This is a genomic window from Aeromonas salmonicida subsp. salmonicida, assembly GCF_001643305.1.
GTDB lineage: Bacteria > Pseudomonadota > Gammaproteobacteria > Enterobacterales > Aeromonadaceae > Aeromonas > Aeromonas salmonicida.
In genome coordinates this window covers 24,397-41,325 of the sequence record NZ_LSGW01000051.1, presented here as the reverse complement: position 1 = coordinate 41,325, position 16,929 = coordinate 24,397, and the positions used below count along the sequence as shown (strand labels likewise).

Annotated in this window: 18 protein-coding genes; 12 read left to right on the top strand and 6 right to left on the bottom strand. The window is 60.2% G+C overall.

All coding sequences use genetic code 11. The annotated features are described in order from the left end of the window. Positions 1-132 precede the first annotated feature (132 nt). On the top strand, positions 133-537 hold the full coding sequence (locus AXW79_RS08320; protein WP_063639046.1) for an SMR family transporter: 405 nt from the start codon (positions 133-135) through the stop codon (positions 535-537). Further along, on the top strand, positions 534-854 hold the full coding sequence (locus AXW79_RS08315) for an SMR family transporter (RefSeq protein WP_005313167.1): 321 nt from the start codon (positions 534-536) through the stop codon (positions 852-854). Before AXW79_RS08320 ends, AXW79_RS08315 begins: the two co-directional genes overlap by 4 nt. Positions 855-937: 83 nt before the next feature. Here AXW79_RS08315 and gloA2 read toward each other — a convergent pair whose 3' ends face one another. From gloA2 to hrpB, 3 genes are all read right to left on the bottom strand, one after another. Next, positions 938-1,336: an SMU1112c/YaeR family gloxylase I-like metalloprotein gene (gene gloA2 / locus AXW79_RS08310; protein ID WP_005313169.1), complete on the bottom strand. Its 399-nt coding sequence runs from the start codon at positions 1,334-1,336 to the stop codon at positions 938-940. A gap of 45 nt (positions 1,337-1,381) precedes the next feature. Beyond that, positions 1,382-3,697 (bottom strand): penicillin-binding protein 1B, encoded by a 2,316-nt coding sequence (gene mrcB / locus AXW79_RS08305; RefSeq protein ID WP_005313172.1) that lies wholly within the window; start codon positions 3,695-3,697, stop codon positions 1,382-1,384. Positions 3,698-3,850: 153 nt separating this feature from the next. Then, a complete protein-coding gene (gene hrpB, locus AXW79_RS08300; protein ID WP_005313175.1) occupies positions 3,851-6,307 on the bottom strand; it encodes an ATP-dependent helicase HrpB in 2,457 nt (818 codons plus the stop codon). Between the two features lie 230 nt (positions 6,308-6,537). Here hrpB and thpR point away from each other — a divergent pair, with 230 nt between their 5' ends. The 9 genes from thpR to AXW79_RS08255 all read left to right on the top strand — a co-directional run bounded on the left by thpR (position 6,538) and on the right by AXW79_RS08255 (position 13,733). Then, positions 6,538-7,065: an RNA 2',3'-cyclic phosphodiesterase gene (gene thpR, locus AXW79_RS08295; protein ID WP_005313176.1), complete on the top strand. Its 528-nt coding sequence runs from the start codon at positions 6,538-6,540 to the stop codon at positions 7,063-7,065. Between the two features lie 46 nt (positions 7,066-7,111). Next, a complete protein-coding gene (gene sfsA, locus AXW79_RS08290) occupies positions 7,112-7,855 on the top strand; it encodes a DNA/RNA nuclease SfsA (protein WP_005313179.1) in 744 nt (247 codons plus the stop codon). 119 nt (positions 7,856-7,974) lie between these two features. Next, positions 7,975-8,424 (top strand): RNA polymerase-binding protein DksA, encoded by a 450-nt coding sequence (gene dksA, locus AXW79_RS08285; protein WP_005313182.1) that lies wholly within the window; start codon positions 7,975-7,977, stop codon positions 8,422-8,424. A gap of 113 nt (positions 8,425-8,537) precedes the next feature. Continuing rightward, a complete protein-coding gene (gluQRS, locus tag AXW79_RS08280) occupies positions 8,538-9,449 on the top strand; it encodes a tRNA glutamyl-Q(34) synthetase GluQRS (protein ID WP_005313184.1) in 912 nt (303 codons plus the stop codon). Positions 9,450-9,570: 121 nt separating this feature from the next. Next, positions 9,571-11,055: a polynucleotide adenylyltransferase PcnB gene (gene pcnB, locus AXW79_RS08275; protein ID WP_005313187.1), complete on the top strand. Its 1,485-nt coding sequence runs from the start codon at positions 9,571-9,573 to the stop codon at positions 11,053-11,055. A gap of 11 nt (positions 11,056-11,066) precedes the next feature. Next, entirely contained in the window at positions 11,067-11,564 is a 498-nt protein-coding gene (gene folK, locus AXW79_RS08270) for a 2-amino-4-hydroxy-6-hydroxymethyldihydropteridine diphosphokinase (RefSeq protein WP_011898372.1), read from the top strand. A 15-nt stretch (positions 11,565-11,579) separates the two neighbouring features. Continuing rightward, the gene (panB, locus tag AXW79_RS08265) at positions 11,580-12,374 is read left to right on the top strand and encodes a 3-methyl-2-oxobutanoate hydroxymethyltransferase (RefSeq protein WP_005313192.1); all 795 of its coding nucleotides are present in this window, start codon (positions 11,580-11,582) and stop codon (positions 12,372-12,374) included. Positions 12,375-12,501: 127 nt separating this feature from the next. Beyond that, positions 12,502-13,356 (top strand): pantoate--beta-alanine ligase, encoded by an 855-nt coding sequence (gene panC / locus AXW79_RS08260; RefSeq protein ID WP_005313195.1) that lies wholly within the window; start codon positions 12,502-12,504, stop codon positions 13,354-13,356. 23 nt (positions 13,357-13,379) lie between these two features. After that, positions 13,380-13,733, top strand: coding sequence for a putative quinol monooxygenase (locus AXW79_RS08255; protein ID WP_005313198.1), 354 nt, complete (start codon positions 13,380-13,382; stop codon positions 13,731-13,733). Between the two features lie 50 nt (positions 13,734-13,783). Here the strand turns inward: AXW79_RS08255 and AXW79_RS08250 are convergent, their stop codons facing one another. From AXW79_RS08250 to hpt, 3 genes are all read right to left on the bottom strand, one after another. Then, the gene (locus tag AXW79_RS08250) at positions 13,784-14,557 is read right to left on the bottom strand and encodes an ABC transporter permease (protein ID WP_005313201.1); all 774 of its coding nucleotides are present in this window, start codon (positions 14,555-14,557) and stop codon (positions 13,784-13,786) included. Next, positions 14,554-15,471, bottom strand: a complete 918-nt coding sequence (locus AXW79_RS08245) for an ABC transporter ATP-binding protein (protein ID WP_005313204.1) — start codon at positions 15,469-15,471, stop codon at positions 14,554-14,556. Before AXW79_RS08245 ends, AXW79_RS08250 begins: the two co-directional genes overlap by 4 nt. 111 nt (positions 15,472-15,582) lie before the next feature. Continuing rightward, complete coding sequence (gene hpt / locus AXW79_RS08240) at positions 15,583-16,113, bottom strand: hypoxanthine phosphoribosyltransferase (protein WP_005313207.1); 531 nt, start codon at positions 16,111-16,113, stop codon at positions 15,583-15,585. A gap of 200 nt (positions 16,114-16,313) precedes the next feature. Between hpt and AXW79_RS08235 the strand changes: the two genes are divergently transcribed. Further along, positions 16,314-16,928: a TetR/AcrR family transcriptional regulator gene (locus AXW79_RS08235; protein WP_011898368.1), complete on the top strand. Its 615-nt coding sequence runs from the start codon at positions 16,314-16,316 to the stop codon at positions 16,926-16,928. Position 16,929: the final 1 nt, after the last annotated feature.

The window sequence follows — 16,929 nt, the reverse complement described above, 5'->3', positions numbered from 1 at the left end:
GATGTTCACATTACCTCGCCTCCGTTTGGCAAGGCAAACCATTAGCGTCTGAATAACCGACGCTCAGCGATTCCTGACTCAAGTATCACTAGGGTTATCCTCTCATCCGTCTCAGCCACAGAAGGAAATTTTATGTTACTCAGTCGAATGCTTTTAGCCCGAATATTTTTGACGGCTGCCATTTTCACCGAGGTCGCGGGCACCTCAAGCATGGCCATGATCCCCGCCAATGATGCCGGCTGGATCAACTATCTGCCGATGTGGATCCTGATCACCGTCTCTTACATGTTATTGGCCAAAGCCGCCAAAACAATCTCCATTGGTATTGCGTTTGCCCTGTGGGAAGGACTGGGGATCGGCTTGATCACCATCATCTCCATCCTGTTCCTGGGTTATGACCTCAACACTCAGGAGTTGATAGGTCTGGCATTGGCAATAGTGGGTATTGTTATGGTGACAATGGGTGAGACCCATGATGATCCGGCACCCCGTCGCCGCAGACCCATTGCCCCCGTCAAGATTGAAGGTGCGGTATGAGCCCGATAGTCATCATACTCGGCGCCGCCCTGCTGGATATTGGCGCCAACATGGCGATCAATCGTTCGGTGGGTTTTCGTCACAAGGGTTGGGGTTTCTTCGGTATTCTGCTGGTGCTCTGCGCCTTCACCCTGCTCTCCAAAGCCGTGGGTACCGGCAAGATTGACCTTGCTGTCGCTTATGCCACCTGGGGTGCCATCGGCATTCTCGGTACGGCGCTTGGTGGCTTGCTGCTGTTTGGCGAGCGCCTCAAGCCCATCGGCTGGGTCGGCATAGTGGTCATGGCTGTCGCAGTGGCGCTGCTGACCACGGCTTGATGAACTTGACCCCACAATGAAAAAAGCCGCCCGGTCACAGACTGGGCGGCTTTTTTACTGGTCGCGACGGCATCACAGAAACGCTATCTCACCTCGTACAGCTCCAGCGGCAGACCGTCTGGATCGGCGAAAAAGGTAAAACGCTTGCCGGTCAATTCATCCACCCGCACCGGCTCCACCTCTATCTGATGATGCTGCAAATGCCGCATGACCCTGTCCAGGTCGCTCACCCTGAACGCCAGATGGCGCAGGCCACAGGCCTCCGGGCGTGAGGGACGCTCAGGGGGGGCCGGAAAGCTGAACAGCTCCAGCTGACTGCCATCGGGCAGCCCCAAGTCCAGCTTCCAGGATTGGCGCGCCTCACGCAGGGTTTCAGCAATGATGGGCAGTCCCAACACCTGGTGATAGAAGTGACGCGAGCGGTCGTAGTCGCTGGCGATGATGGCCACATGGTGGATGGCGTCAAACAATGGCAAAGACATGAGGACTCCAGTCAAACGGGCAGCCTGCGCTGCCCGTTTCATCTATCAGTTGAAGAAACCACCGAACCAGTCATCCAGTGCGCTGCGTGGCGATGGGCTGCTGCAGCTCATGGGCTCGGCCAGCCCGGCCAGCTTGGCAGGCACCTGCAGGCTGCCCGGGCAATCGCTGGCCACTCTGGCCCCGCTGGCGCGGGAGAAGTTGGCCCAACTCACCCCTTGCGGCATCTTGATGGCAAGGCTGTTGACGCCACGCTGGCCCATGTAACCGCTAAACAGTTGCAGGGCGCCATTGGAGCCTGTCAGCCCCGCCGGCGTGTTGTCGTCACGCCCCACCCAGACACTGACCAGCTCGTTGTTGTCCAGCCCTGCAAACCAGGAGTCACGCAGCTCGTTGGTGGTGCCTGTCTTGCCCGCCATGGTGGCGCCGGGGAACTTGGCGTTGAGTGAGCGGGCCGTGCCCTGGCTCACCGTCTTGGTCATGGCAAACAGGGTGAGCCAGCTGGCCTGCTCGTCCGTGACCCGCTTGGCGGTCTGATCATGCTGATAGAGAGTACTGCCATCGCTGTTGACCACGGCGCGGATGGCCGACAACGGCTGGGTCATCCCCTGGTTGGCGATGGGCAGATACATCTGGTTCACCTCCATGGGGGAGAGCGCCACAGCACCCAACACCAGCGACGGATAGGGCTGGATCTCCTGCTCTACCCCTAGCTTGTGCAATGTGTCCACCACCTTCTCCAGCCCCACTTGCAGACCCAGGTTGACAGTTGGCACGTTGAGGGAGCTGGCCAGCGCATCCATCAAAGGCACGCTCTGGCGGAACTTGCGATCATAGTTCTGCGGTGTCCAGATCTGGCCATCCTTGCCACGAATGCGGATCGGTTGGTCCTTGAGCGGGCTCGCCAACGTCAGGCCGTTGGAGAGGCCGGTCAGATAGACGGCAGGCTTGACCAGAGAGCCAATCTGCCGGCGGGCATCCAGCGCCCGGTTGAAACCGGCGTAGCGAGGATCCCGGCCACCCACCAGTGCAACCACTTCACCCTTGTGCCAGTCGGAGACCACCATGGCCGCCTCCAGCTTCTTCTTGCCACGCTGCTTCTCGATGAGTGCCAGTCCCGATGCGACCGCCTGCTCGGCGGCATGCTGGGCGATGGGATCCAGACTGGTGAAGATCTTGAGGCCGGACTGCTTGAGCAGATCAGGCCCGAAACGGCTCTGGATCTCGCGCTTGAGCAGGCCCATGAAGGCCGGGGTGCGGCCATAGCTCATCTGGCCACGGGTAATGATGCCAAGCGGCTGCTTGCTGGCCAGTTCGTACTCTGCCGCTTGCAGGCTGCCGTGATCCATCAGCAGCTTGAGCACCAGATCACGACGGGCTTTGGCCCGCTCCGGGAAGCGCCAGGGATCGTAATAGGAGGGTCCCTTCACCAGCCCCACCAGCAGGGCCACCTGATCTATGTCCAGCTCGTTGACCGGAATGCCGAAGTAGAAGTAGGAAGCGAGCCCGAAGCCATATACCCCTTGGGAGAAGTTCTGCCCCAGATAGACCTCGTTGAGATAGGCCTCCAGGATCTCGTCCTTGCTATAGCGGTAGTCAATCAGCACCGCCATGTAGGCTTCCTGCAGTTTGCGCCACAGGCTGCGTTCGCGGGTCAGGAAGAAGTTCTTGGCCAGCTGCTGAGTCAGGGTACTGCCCCCTTGCACGGTACGACCGGCCAGCACGTTGGCCACCATGGCACGCATGATGGCCACCGGCGAGACGCCGCCATGCTGGTAAAAGTCGCGATCCTCTGTGGTCAGCAGCGTGATGAGCAGGCTGTCCGGCACCTCGGCGATGCGCACCAGCAGACGATCTTCCCGATCCTCGGTATTGAGGCGGTCGAGCAGTACCGGGTCCATCTGGGCATAACCGAGTTGACGCTGGTTCTCCAGCGACTGGATCCCTTCCAGACGAGCGCCACTGAAGGTAAGGCGCAGGCCACGGGCACCGTCGGCGCCGTCATGGAAGGCGAATGGACGGCGGATGAGCTCGATACGATTGCCACTCACTGCGTACTCGCCCGGAGTATGGGGCTGACGCACCTGCTTGTAGCTCAGCATGTTGAGCTCGCGCAGCATCTGGGCCTGGGAGAGGCGCTGGCTGGGATAGAGCTCCAACGGACGACTGTAAACCATCACCGGCAGTTGCCACTTCTCCCCGTCAAAGCGCTCGCGCACCTTGGTATCGAGATAGATGCCAAATACCACCATGAAGGCCGCCACCACCAGGGAGAGCTTGAAGCCAAGCCAGAACAGCTTGCGCCAGATGGTGCGTTTGGGCGCCACCTTCTTGGGTGTACGCTTGCGTCGTTGCGTTGCCATGAATCCTCTTTGCTATTCGTTATATCGCCATCGCGGGCATGATTACCGGTCGACCCATGCCGTCGACCCGACGAAAACCAAGGCTTTCGTCCCTGAACTCGTTTTTACTCTGTTGTCAGGCCCCTGATAGGGCTCTGACCTTAATGGGAGAGGTTAATCCTGCAATCCCATCTTCTTCTTGGTGACCTTGGTTGGCATGGCTTCCAGCGGGTTATCCGGCCAGTAGTGACGAGGATAACGCCCCTTCATCTCTTTTTTTACCAAGGCGTAGGAGCCCGCCCAGAAGGCGGCGAGATCGGCGGTGATCTGTAGCGGCCGCTGGGCCGGGGAGAGCAACTCCACCACCAGCGCCACCCGTCCATCTGCCACGCACGGGGTTGTGCCTTGCCCGAACATCTCCTGAATACGCACCGGGATCACAGGCGCCTGGCCCGGCTGATAACGGATGCGTACCCGGCTGCCGGTCGGTGCCGTGAAATGGCTCGGCAGCGCCTCATCCAGCCGTTTGGGCAGCGGCCAGGACAAGGATTGACGCAGCACGTCGCAGAGATTGAGCCTTTTTAGCTGCTCCAGCCGGGTCATGCCACTCACCGCAGGCAGCAGCCACGCCTCGAGGCCCGCCAGCAGGCTTTCGTCGTCCATGGCAGGCCAGCCATCATCCGGCAGCCAATCGCGGGCGCAACGCAATCGGGCCAGCAGCCCTTCACTCTGCTCATCCCAGGGCAACACATGCAGCCCCTTGCGACATATGCCCTGCAGCAAACAGCGCCCCTTCTGTTCATCGGTCAGGTCGGTCAGCGGCCGCTGGCTCAGCACCAGTTCACCGATCACCTGCTGGCGCTCGGCCCGTACCCGCTCGTCCCAGTCGAACCACTGGCGCTCGCTTACCAGCTCCGGCAGCTGGCGCGCCAGCTCGTCCAGCTCCACCGGCTCGGCGATGAAGATGCGGCTGCCACGATCGTTTTGCCCCATCTCGATGGCGATCAGGGCCCCTTGTCCCTGGCATGGATGACCTTCTACCAGATCGCAGCTCACCCCACCACTGAGTTGATAACGGCTGCCACTGCGTAACTTGCCGATCCGATCCGGCCAGGCGAGGGCGCAGAGCAACCCGAGCCACTCCCCCCGGGATTGGCGTTGAGAAGCGTCGGACCTGACACCGAGGCGTTCGAACCAGCGGGCCGCCCCCTGACGCAGGGCGCCCTGTCGGCGATGAAACAGCACGGAGAGGCGCTCCGATCCTCGCAGATCTTCTTCCAACAGCGCCACCAGGAAAGCCGCATCGGCGACAATCCCTGTCAGACCCTCTGTTTCCAGCTCGCGGGCTCGCAGCAGCATGCGCGCCAACCGGGGATGTGTGCCGAAGGCCGCCATGGCGCGGCCGGCGGGGGTAAGTTGTTGTTCACCTTCCGGCGTCATGGCACCCAGGCTGACCAGCAACCGCTGGGCGCTGGCCACGGCGGCGGCGGGAGGCATATCCAGCAGCGGCAGGCTCTCTACTTTTGCCCCCCACTGGGCGGCATCCAGGAGCAGACCGGTCAGCTCCTGGGTCAGAATGTCGGGCGGACTCTGCTCGGCGAGCCGCTCTTGCACCTCGCCGCTCCAGAGTCGGTAGCAGACCCCGGGACCGAGACGGCCAGCACGGCCCGCCCGCTGGGTGGCCGACGCCCTGGCGATCTGGCGGGTCTCCAGCCGGGTGACGCCACTTTTCAAATCAAAGCTGGCGCGCCGCTCCAATCCGCTGTCGATGACCAAACTGATGCCTTCGATGGTAAGGGAGGTCTCAGCCACATTGGTGGTGAGCACCAGCTTACGCTGACCCGCAGGCGCGGGCTCGATGGCGGCCTGCTGGGCCGCCATGTCGAGGCGACCATAGAGGGGAGCCAGGCGCACGTCATCCGGCAAGCGCCCCTCCAGCCATTGCGCCAGCCGCTCTATCTCCCCCTGGCCTGGCAAGAACACCAGAGCACTGCCGGTATGGCTGGCCAGCGCTTCCAGCACCACTGCGCCCACCTGAGGATCCAGCCACTGCTGACGGTTGGCGGGACGGTAGTGGTAGTCGATGGGAAAGCCGCGCCCTTCGGAGCGGATGACGGGAGCATGGGGCAACAGACTCTCGAGCGCCATGCCATCCAGGGTGGCAGACATGATGAGCAGCTTGAGATCATCCCGCAGCCCCTGCTGGCTCTCGATGGCAAACGCCAGCGCGGTATCCGCATGCAGGCTGCGCTCGTGGAACTCATCGAAAATGACCAGGGAGATGCCGCTGAGCTCGGGATCCTGCTGCAACATCCGGGTCAGCACCCCCTCGGTGACAATCTCGAGTCGGGTCCGGGCGCTGGTACGACTCTCGCCCCGGACCCGCAAGCCGATGCGCTCCCCGACTTTCTCCCCCAACTGGCGAGCCAGGAAGCTGGCGATATTGCGCGCCGCCAGCCGACGGGGCTCCAGCATTATGATGCGACCGGGCAGCCGGTTCTGGCGCACCAGCTCCAACGGCAGCAGAGTTGACTTGCCCGCGCCGGGAGGGGCCTGCAGGATCACGCTGGCATGGGCATCAATGGCGGCAAACAGCACGGGCAGCACCGAAACAATGGGGAGTTGGGACAAAGCGGCAAACACCTTACGTTAGCGACCTTAAAACGGCGCCCATTCTGCCATAGCATTCGCGGCCACCGTGAGCAGATGTCGCCGGCACAGGCGACGGCAAGATGATCATCATGGCCGTCATCCCACTCGAGCCATAGATATGAACGGGATAACAGGATGGCGAGACATGGCAGCGATGGCTGCCATAGAATGGCGTCATGTTATGAGCGTAAAAAGGCATCCTCACCAAGATGGCCAAACTTTTCTTTGCCCTGCCCCTGCAACAGCTCGCCCCCGAGCTTATCGACTGGCGTGATCAGCGCCCCTGGCCCGGCCAACCTGTGCCTGAAGCGAACCTCCACCTGACGCTGGCCTTTCTGGGTGAAGCGGATCAGGTCACCACTGCCCGCCTGATGGCCGCCGCCGAGCGTCAGCACTGTCCACCCCTTGTCATCACTCTCGATGAAACCGGCTGGTTCAGCCGCGCCAAGGCGGCCTGGGTGGGCCCCAAAGCATGGCCCAACGAGCTCAATGTACTGGCCAGGGCCCTGCGCCGTCACGGCGAAAAGCTGGGGCTGGGCAATGGGGAACAGGGTTACCGCCCCCATGTGACTCTATCACGCAAGGCGGGCGAGGCACCCGCAGATCTGCCAGCACCTGACTTTGTGTTGCAGGCAGACCACTTCTGCCTCTATCAGTCGGTCACGACGCAGGACGGGGTTCGCTATGAACCGCTCGCCTGCTGGCCCCTGCGCGCCAGAGAGAAGATGGCGTCGTGACAGTCGATCGCCCTCGCTTCCTGCCTATAAAAGAGAGAACCACACCATGATCTTCGATCCTCCCCTGCAGTCCGGGCAGCTCATCTCCCGCTACAAGCGCTTCCTGACCGATGTGCGGCTCGACAATGGCGAGGTGATCACCATTCACTGCGCCAATACCGGCGCCATGACCGGCTGCGCCGACCCTGGTACCCGAGTCTGGTACTCCACCTCCGACAATCCCAAGCGCAAGCTGCCCCACAGCTGGGAGATCGCCGAGAGCCCGGCGGGCCACTTTATTTGCGTCAACACGGCGCGGGCCAACCAGATAGCCCGCGAGCTGATCGAACAAGGGGCACTGGCTCCGCTCACCGGTTATGCGAGGCTGCGCACCGAGGTGAAATATGGCGAAGAGAACAGTCGCATCGACCTGCTGCTGGAAGATGACGGCAAGCCGGATTGCTACATAGAGGTAAAGTCGGTAACCCTGCTCGATGAGCGGGAGCAGCCCGGCATGGGCTACTTTCCCGATGCGGTCACTGCCCGCGGTGCCAAGCACTTGCGTGAATTGATGGTCATGAAGGCAGCAGGTCACAGAGCCGTGCTGTTATTTATGGTTTTACACTCCGGAATAGTGAGAATGCGCCCTGCAGCACACATAGATCCGCACTATAGTCTGCTTATTGAGCAAGCAATTACGGCAGGGGTTGAAATTTTATGCTATCGACCCCATGTTGGGGTGCAGAGCATGGTGGCCCAAGATTTTATCCCGTTTGAATCTTGTCACCTGCTACCCGAGGGCAGCGAATAAATGTAGGTGTGGGTAACATAATTGGTACGGCTTGTTTGCCTACGCGTTACCCTTCTGCTATAGATGTCGCCCTCAATTTATGGATGGCACGGGTAGCGTGCTGAATTAGGAGACAGGGCATGCCAACAGGCGAAAACAGGAAATCTCTGGGCCCCCTGGCCGTTGCGGGTGTGGCGCCTTACCAGGAAAAACCGGGTGAGGAGTACATGAATGACCAACAAAAGGCACATTTTCGCAAGATCCTGGGAGCCTGGCGCAATCAACTGATGCAGGAAGTTGACCGCACCGTTGACCATATGAAGGATGAGGCAGCCAACTTTCCGGATCCCGTGGATCGTGCCGCGCAGGAAGAAGAGTTCGCTCTTGAACTGCGTACCCGCGACCGTGAGCGCAAGCTGATCAAGAAGATCGAGAAGACCTTGGTGCTGCTCGAAGACGATGACTTCGGTTACTGCGAACACTGCGGTATCGAGATCGGCATCCGTCGTCTGGAAGCCCGTCCGACAGCCGACCTCTGTGTCGACTGCAAGACACTCGCTGAAATCAAGGAAAAACAGATGGCCGGTTGATACCGACCACTGGCATAACTGAAAAAAGGGAGCTTGCAGGCTCCCTTTTTTATTGAGCTTTTCGCTGGGGCGTCCCAGAATGCAGCCTCAATGAACCGTTTGCCCGAATTGCCATGTCCGTGAATACAGTCCCGTCTCCCCAGACTCGCCCTTATATAGGCCGCTTTGCTCCCTCCCCGTCAGGCCCGCTCCACTTTGGTTCCCTGATAGCGGCGCTCGGCAGTTTCTTGCAGGCCAGGGCGCAGCAAGGACGCTGGCTGGTGCGGATCGAAGATATAGATCCGCCACGGGAGATGGCCGGTGCCGCCCCTCTTATCCTGCAGACACTGGAGGCCCATGGCCTTGAGTGGGATGGGGAGGTGATGTACCAGAGCCAGCGCCACGGCCGCTATGACGACGTCATAGCGCAGCTCTATCAGGCAGGGGATCTCTACTGGTGCCGCTGTACCCGGCGCGAGATCATGGCAGGCGGCGGCTTTTACAACGGTCACTGCCGCGCACTGGGGCTGGCGGCAGAAGGTTGCGCCGCCCGGCTGCGCCAGCGCCATCCCGTCTACCATTTCGAGGATGCGCTGCAGGGACACGTCTCTGTGCCCGCCGGTCTTGCCGATGAAGACTTCATCATCCGCCGCCGGGACGGCCTCTATGCCTATAACCTGGCTGTGGTGGTAGATGACATGGATTGCGGCATCACTGAGATAGTGCGCGGCGCCGATCTGCTGGAGCCCACGGTGCGCCAGATTGCCCTCTACCAGACCCTGGGGGCAAACGTGCCCACCTGGGTACACCTGCCGCTGGCGGTGCTGGCGGACGGCCACAAACTGTCGAAGCAGAACCATGCTCCGGCACTGGCGCTGGACGAGGTCAGACCGGCCCTGTGGCAGGCACTCGAGTTTCTCGGCCAATGTCCGCCACCCGAGCTGATGGCAAGCAGGATTGACGAGGTGATCGGCTGGGGTATTGCCCACTGGCGGCTCGACCAAGTCCCATCCAGAGAGAAGATCAGCCTGGGCTCTCTGACATAGACAGTACAAATTTTTATTTAGCCAAGCCTGAAATTGTTGAATGAAGTACATCGTTTTTCATTTGGTCAGGCCTGAGCTATGATAGGCCGCTATTTTTTGGCCTCCCGTCAATTTAGAAGTCATGAAGAGGTGTACCATTTTTTCCCAGATCGCAAACTTTTGCCGCAAGGTGCTCGGCAAGGAAGACGGCGAGCAGTCGGTGGAGTCTCCCATCCCAGCCCACGTAACCGGGCAGCGTCGTACTTTAAGCCGTGACCAGCACCCCATCTCGCGCAAAGAGATCAGCGAGAATGCGCTCAAGGTGCTCTATCGCCTGAACAAGGGTGGCTATGATGCCTACCTGGTCGGCGGAGGTGTCCGGGATATTCTGCTCGGGAGAACGCCAAAGGATTTCGACATTGCCACAAACGCAACGCCGGAGCAGATCAAGGCGCTGTTCAGCAACTGCCGCCTGATTGGCCGCCGCTTCCGCCTGGCCCACATCGTCTTTGGTCGTGACGTGATCGAAGTGGCCACCTTCCGGGGTCACCACCATCAGGTCAATACCAGCAAGCATGTCTCGGCCCAGTCTGATGAAGGCATGCTGCTACGCGACAACGTCTACGGCACCATCGAAGAGGATGCCGAGCGCCGCGACTTTACCGTCAATGCCCTCTACTACAGTGCCCGGGATTTTACCCTGCACGATTTCGAAGGTGGCATAGAGGATCTCGCCCAGCGCAAACTGGAACTGATCGGCGACCCCGAGACCCGCTATCGCGAGGATCCGGTGCGGATGCTGCGCGCCATGCGTTTTGCCGCCAAGCTGGACATGACCATCAGCCCGCGCAGCGCCGCCCCTATCAAGGAGCTGGCCCCGCTGCTGCAGGATATTCCACCCGCCCGTCTGTTTGAGGAGACGCTCAAGCTGTTCCTGGCTGGCGATGGTCTGGCGACCTACAAGCTGATGCGTGAATATGGGCTGTTCCAGCCGCTGTTCCCGCAAGTGGCCGCCCTGTTCACTCCCCACGGCACCTCGCCGTTCGAGCAGTTCATCGAGCTGGCGCTGATCGATACCGATACCCGGGTGCGGGAAGACAAACGGGTCACCCCCGCCTTCCTCTACGCCACCCTGCTGTGGGGCTGTGTCGAAGCCCGTGCCCGCGTGCTGGAAAACGAAAGTGGCCTGCCCTGGCACGACGCCTTCATGCTGGCGATCAACGAGGTGCTGGACAATCAGGTACGTATCATCGCAGTACCACGCCGCTTCACCACGGATGTCCGCGATATCTGGGCACTGCAGCAGCGCCTGACCCGCCGTCAGGGCCGTCAGGGCCGTCATCCCGAGCGTGCCATGGAGCACCCGAAATTCCGCGCCGCCTACGACTTCCTGTTGCTGCGCAACCGGGTCGAGCGCGGCCTTGGCGAGCTCGCCAGCTGGTGGGAACGTTATGTGGAGTCCAACCCTGACGTACGCCCGCAGCTGCAACGGGAAGCGACCCGCCGCCCTGCCAGCGGCGAGCATGCCCAAGCCGGTGAACCCCGCAGCGGTGACGGCGAGAAACGTGATAGCAGCAGTCGCAGCCGTCGTCGCCCGCGCCGTCGCAAACCGAAAGCGGCGCAGTGACCACCAGCGTCATGACCGAGGTCTTCGTTGCCATCGGATCCAATCTGGCTGACCCCCTGGGTCAGGCTAGCCGCGCCGTCGACGCACTGGCGGCGCTGCCGGAGTCCCGGTTGCAACAGGCTTCCTCGTTTTACAGCAGCCGCCCCATGGGCCCTGCGGATCAGCCGGACTACGTCAATGCCGTAGTCCGGCTGACGACCCGGCTAGGCCCTTTGGCCTTGCTGGATCAATTGCAAAGAATCGAGCTGGAACAGGGACGTGTGCGCAAGGATGAGCGTTGGGGCCCGAGAACCCTGGATCTGGATCTGCTGCTCTATGGCGATCAGATCATAGGGCACGAGCGCCTCGTCGTTCCTCATTACGGCATGAAGGAGCGGGAGTTCGTGCTGCTGCCCCTGGCCGAGATTGCGCCCGCTCTGGTGCTGCCCTGCGGCACCCCGCTCGCGGAACTGGTTGCCCGCTGCCCGACCAATGATCTTGCCATCATTGCCCCCGGTGCAGACGTTTAGGAGCCCTGAAACGTTATGAGCAAGATCACCACCGCCAGCCTGCTGAAGATGAAGCAGGACGACCAAAAAATCACCGCCATCACCGCCTATGATGCCAGCTTCGCCAAGCTGTTCGACGATGAGGGCGCCCACGTGCTGCTCATCGGGGATTCCCTGGGCATGGTGCTGCAAGGGGGTCAGGATACCCTGGCCGTCAGCGTGGATGAGATGGTCTATCACACCCGCTGTGTCGCCCGTGGTGCCAGCAATGCACTGATCATCGCAGACATGCCGTTCATGAGCTATGCCACCCCGGAGCAGACCTACCAGACAGCCGCTCGCCTGATGGCGGCCGGTGCCCGCATGGTGAAGATGGAAGGGGGCGACTGGCTGTGTGACAGCATTCGCCACCTGACCCGCAACGGCGTGCCTGTCTGTGGTCACCTCGGTCTCACTCCCCAGTCCGTCCATGTGTTTGGCGGCTTCAAGGTGCAGGGGCGTGACGAGTATCAGGCCCAGGAGATCTACCGTCAGGCGCTCTGCCTGCAAGAAGCCGGCATACAGCTGCTGGTGCTCGAGTGCGTGCCGGTCGCCCTGGCCGAGCGCATCACCAAGGCACTGCGGATCCCGGTGATCGGCATTGGTGCAGGCCCGGCCACCGACGGCCAGATCCTGGTGATGCACGATGCCTTCGGCATCACCTCCGGTTATGTGCCCAAGTTCACCAAGAACTTCCTGGCCGAAACCGGTGACATGCATGCCGCCATCCGGCTCTATGTGCAACAGGTGAGCGAGGGTACCTTCCCCGGTCCGGAGCACAGCTTCAACTGATCCAGGCCTCATGGACGGCAACGGGGGCGAAAGCCCCCGTTTCGCCATTCATGGCAGGCTGATTTAATCCGTATCCCTTTGATTTATTAACCCATATCTCTTTGATTAATCCGAAGGTGCACTGCTGATGTTGGTCGTTAACAATCCTCTCGTTTTACGTGAACAGATTAGCCTTTGGCGCCGTGAAGGGCGTTCCATCGCATTCGTGCCCACCATGGGCAATCTGCATCAGGGCCATCTCACTCTGGTTGAGCAGGCGCGCAGCCACGCCGAGAAGGTGGTGGTCAGCATCTTCGTCAACCCGATGCAATTCGACAAGGCCGAAGATCTCGCCAACTATCCCCGTACGCTGGAAGAGGATTGCGCCGCCCTGAACGCTGCGGGGGTCGACCTGGTGTTTACCCCGACGCCGGAGATCATGTATCCACAGGGACTGGCCAGCCAGACCTTCGTCGAAGTGCCGGGTCTCTCCGGCCTGCTGGAAGGGGCGCTGCGCCCGGGCCATTTTCGTGGCGTCAGTACCGTAGTGACCAAGCTGTTCAACCTGGTACAACCGGATGTCGCCTGTTTCGGCCAGAAGGATTACCAGCAGCTGGCGCTCATTCGCAAGATGGTGGCCGACATGGCCATGCCCATCGAGATCGTCGGCGTGCCCACGGTACGGGCTGAAGACGGGCTGGCGCTCTCGTCACGCAACGGCTATCTGACGACGGCCGAGCGGGCGCTGGCACCCGAGCTGGCGCGTACCATGAACTGGATTGCCGAGCAGATTGAAGGAGGTGATCACCACCTGCCCTCCCTGGTGGCCCAGGCCAGCCAGCGCCTCGACAACGCCGGTTTTCGCACCGACGCCATCGACATCGTCGATGCCACTACCCTGGAGTCGGCCACCGACAAGAGCCGGCATCTGGTGATCCTGATGGCGGCTTACCTGGGCAAGGCCCGTCTCATCGACAACCGAGTGGTGATGCTCAGCGCCTGAGCAACCCCGATCAGGAGAACTACATGTCCAAGAAGGTTTATTGCATCGCCCAGTTCCTGCCCAAGCCCGGCCAGGAACAGGCCCTGTTTCAGGTGTTGCAGGCACTCGAGCCAAACACGCTGCGCGAAGATGGCTGCCAGCAGTACATTGTCACCCGCCATATCCCCAGCCCCTTTGCCGAAGGGGAGAGCTTCCCCATCGTCTTCAACGAGATCTGGCGTGACATGGCCAGCTTCGAGGCCCACTGCCAGCGCACCGAGATCAAATCCTTCTTCGAGCGTTACTGCCTGGCCGAGGATGGCCTGGCTGCCAAATGGAACGTCTGCGTCTACAGCGACGAACCGGCGCAATATGACGCTCCCCTCCTCCGGGGCTAACCCTCATGCAGTAAAAAGGCGCCAACAGGCGCCTTTTTCATGGTTGCAACTCAGTGCCTCAATCCGGTACCCCGGGAAATAAGCCACCAGGCCAATCCGTAGAGCGCGACTATGAAGCCGATGATGATGAGGTAGGCGGTGCCGAGCGGCACATCGGAGATACCGAGGAAGCCGTAACGGAAGGCGTTCACCATGTAGATGATGGGGTTCACCTGGGAGACCCCCTGCCAGAAGGGCGGCAGCAGGCTGATGGAATAAAACACCCCGCCCAGATAGGTAAGCGGCGTCAGCACGAAAGTGGGGATGATGCTGATGTCGTCAAAAGTCTTGGCAAATATCGCATTGATGAGGCCACCCAGGGAGAACAGGATCGAAGTGAGCAGCACGGTGAAGCAGACGCTGAACAGGTGATGGATCTGCAACGGCACGAAGAACAGCGACACCAGGGTGACGATGAGACCGACACAGATACCCCGCGCCACACCACCACCCACGTAACCGGCGATGATGATGTAGTTGGGCACAGGGGCTACCAGCAACTCTTCCACGTTGCGCTGGAACTTGGCGCTGAAGAAGGAGGAGGCGACGTTGGAGTAAGAGTTGGTGATCACCGACATCATGATGAGACCGGGCACGATGAACTCCATGTAACTGAAGCCCCCCATGTCACCGATGCGCGAGCCGATGAGGTTGCCGAAGATGACAAAGTAAAGGCTCATTGTGATGGCGGGCGGCACCAGAGTCTGGATCCAGATCCGGGTGAAGCGGCTTATCTCCTTGGCCAGAATGCTCTTGAATGCGATGTAGTAGGTGGTCAGATTCATGCTTTTCTCCCCTCCTCGACCAGGTTGACGAACAACTCTTCCAGTCGGTTGGCCTTGTTGCGCATACTCAGCACCTGCACTTGCTGGCTAGACAACTGCTCAAACAGGCTGTTGAGGGACTGGCTCTTTTCCAGATCCACTTCCAGGGTGCGTTCATCCTGCATGCGGCCGTTGAACTCGGGCACGTTTGGCACGGCGGAGCCCGGTGCCAGATCCAGCATGAAGGTCTCGCGGCCCAGCTTGCCCAGCAGGTTTTTCATGCTGGTGTTCTCGATCAGCCGACCCTTGTCGATGATGCCGATGTTGCGGCACAGCATCTCGGCCTCTTCCAGATAGTGGGTGGTGAGAATGATGGTGACACCCTGTTCGTTGAGCTCTTTGAGGAAGGTCCACATGGAGCGGCGGATCTCGATATCCACCCCTGCGGTCGGTTCATCCAGGATCAGCAGTCTGGGCTCATGCATCAGGGCGCGGGCTATCATCAGCCGACGCTTCATGCCGCCGGAGAGGGTGCGGGCCGGCATGTCCCGTTTGTCCCACAAGTCGAGCTGACGCAGGTACTTCTCGGCGCGGATCTTGGCTTCCGCCCTGGGCACGCCGTAGAAACCGGCCTGATGGGTGACTATCTGACTCACCTTCTCGAACTGGCTGAAGTTGAACTCCTGCGGTACCAGGCCGAGCTGGGCCTTGGCCTGTTCGAGATCGCTGTCGATGTCGTAGCCAAACACCTTCACCTTGCCGGCGCTCTTGTTCACCAGTGAACTGATGACACCTATGGTGGTGGACTTGCCCGCGCCGTTCGGGCCGAGCAGGGCGAAGAAATCCCCCTGCTTGACGGTGAGATCTATGCCTTTAAGGGCTTCGACGCCCCCCTGATAGGTCTTTTTCAGGCCGCTGATTTCCAATGCGTTCATTGCAACCTCTGTGATGGCGGATCCCATCTCGATACAGAAAAGGCGGCCAAGGCCGCCTGCAGACAGAAGATGGCGCTAGACCACCTCGCCCGGGATCTTCCTGGACCTTGCTTACTCTTGCGGAACTACTTTGCCGATAAACGGCAGATTGCGGTACTTCTGGGCGTAGTCAATGCCACAACCCACCACGAATTCGTCCGGAATGGAGAAACCGATCCAGTCCACCGGCACCTGCACCTCGCGGCGGGACGGTTTGTCCAGCAGGGTGCAGATGGCCAGGGATTTCGGCTCGCGCAGTGACAGGATTTCACGCACCTTGTTGAGGGTGTAACCGGTGTCGATGATGTCTTCGACGATCACCACATCCTTGCCCTTGATGTCATCATCCAGGTCTTTCAGGATACGAACGTCACGGGTGCTGCGCATGCCGGAGCCGTAGCTGGAGGCAGTCATAAAATCCAGGGTAATGGGCAGCGGGGTCTGGCGGCACAAGTCGGCCAGGAAGACGCAGGAGCCACGCAGCAGGCCAATCATGACCACTTCGTCAGAACCCTGATAACGGGCGGTGATCTCTTCACCCAATTTGGCGATCCGGGCGGCAACATCGGCCTCGGAGATCATCACCTCGACAGTGTGTTTCATCACTTACTCCCTCATGGCCAAAGGGGATTTGGCCGTTCATTAACGTCAAAACCGAGGATTCTACCATCCAAGCCGAGAGGCGTCAGGCATACGTGATGCTTTTATCGGCTTATTTTAATTGATAGAGTTAGCAGGCCCTCGGGCATTATCGGTGACAATACTATAAACACCATAATCAATAACTATTAGATGAAAAAACTATGGAACCACGCGCAGAAATTAGACGTCGAACCCGGCTTTCTCCGGAAGCTCGGCGCAATCAATTGATGGAATGTGCCATCGAAGTGTTTTCCCGTCGCGGCATTGGCCGTGCGGGTCACGCCGAAATTGCAGAACAGGCCAAAGTCTCGGTAGCTACCGTGTTCAACTATTTCAACACCCGCGAAGAGCTGGTGGATGAGGTGTTGGCCGAGATCGAACGTTTCGTTCACCAGATGCTGGAACAGGCCTATACCGGCCAGGGCCCGGTCAAAGAGAGCATTCACCGTCACGTGAAGCTGTTTGTTGACGCCGCTTACGATCAGCCCGACCACGCCAGTATCTGGCTGGAGTGGAGCTCATCGGTGCGGGAAGAGGTCTGGCCCCGTTACGCCAAGTTGCTGGACAAGGCGCTGGAACGCATAGCACCCCACTTGCAACAAGCCATGGATGCCGGTGAGATCCAGAGTGTGCTGTCCGCCCAGGACCTGGCTCGCTCCCTGACCGGCTTTGGTTACGTCATGATGCAGATGATCAATCAGCCACAACGCCCCTCACGGGAAGATGTGACCGATTTTCTGTTCAAGTACGTGACGGCCCCTATCCAGGCTGCATAAC

Excerpts from the sequence above, each read along its gene's own strand:
- AXW79_RS08320 (WP_063639046.1), top strand. The coding sequence starts at position 133 with ATGTTACTCAGTCGAATGCTTTTAGCCCGAATATTTTTGACGGCTGCC.
- AXW79_RS08315 (WP_005313167.1), top strand. The coding sequence starts at position 534 with ATGAGCCCGATAGTCATCATACTCGGCGCCGCCCTGCTGGATATTGGC.
- gloA2 (WP_005313169.1), bottom strand. The coding sequence starts at position 1,336 with ATGTCTTTGCCATTGTTTGACGCCATCCACCATGTGGCCATCATCGCC.
- mrcB (WP_005313172.1), bottom strand. The coding sequence starts at position 3,697 with ATGGCAACGCAACGACGCAAGCGTACACCCAAGAAGGTGGCGCCCAAA.
- thpR (WP_005313176.1), top strand. The coding sequence starts at position 6,538 with ATGGCCAAACTTTTCTTTGCCCTGCCCCTGCAACAGCTCGCCCCCGAG.
- sfsA (WP_005313179.1), top strand. The coding sequence starts at position 7,112 with ATGATCTTCGATCCTCCCCTGCAGTCCGGGCAGCTCATCTCCCGCTAC.
- dksA (WP_005313182.1), top strand. The coding sequence starts at position 7,975 with ATGCCAACAGGCGAAAACAGGAAATCTCTGGGCCCCCTGGCCGTTGCG.
- gluQRS (WP_005313184.1), top strand. The coding sequence starts at position 8,538 with ATGTCCGTGAATACAGTCCCGTCTCCCCAGACTCGCCCTTATATAGGC.
- pcnB (WP_005313187.1), top strand. The coding sequence starts at position 9,571 with ATGAAGAGGTGTACCATTTTTTCCCAGATCGCAAACTTTTGCCGCAAG.
- folK (WP_011898372.1), top strand. The coding sequence starts at position 11,067 with ATGACCGAGGTCTTCGTTGCCATCGGATCCAATCTGGCTGACCCCCTG.
- panB (WP_005313192.1), top strand. The coding sequence starts at position 11,580 with ATGAGCAAGATCACCACCGCCAGCCTGCTGAAGATGAAGCAGGACGAC.
- panC (WP_005313195.1), top strand. The coding sequence starts at position 12,502 with ATGTTGGTCGTTAACAATCCTCTCGTTTTACGTGAACAGATTAGCCTT.
- AXW79_RS08255 (WP_005313198.1), top strand. The coding sequence starts at position 13,380 with ATGTCCAAGAAGGTTTATTGCATCGCCCAGTTCCTGCCCAAGCCCGGC.
- AXW79_RS08250 (WP_005313201.1), bottom strand. The coding sequence starts at position 14,557 with ATGAATCTGACCACCTACTACATCGCATTCAAGAGCATTCTGGCCAAG.
- AXW79_RS08245 (WP_005313204.1), bottom strand. The coding sequence starts at position 15,471 with ATGAACGCATTGGAAATCAGCGGCCTGAAAAAGACCTATCAGGGGGGC.
- hpt (WP_005313207.1), bottom strand. The coding sequence starts at position 16,113 with ATGAAACACACTGTCGAGGTGATGATCTCCGAGGCCGATGTTGCCGCC.
- AXW79_RS08235 (WP_011898368.1), top strand. The coding sequence starts at position 16,314 with ATGGAACCACGCGCAGAAATTAGACGTCGAACCCGGCTTTCTCCGGAA.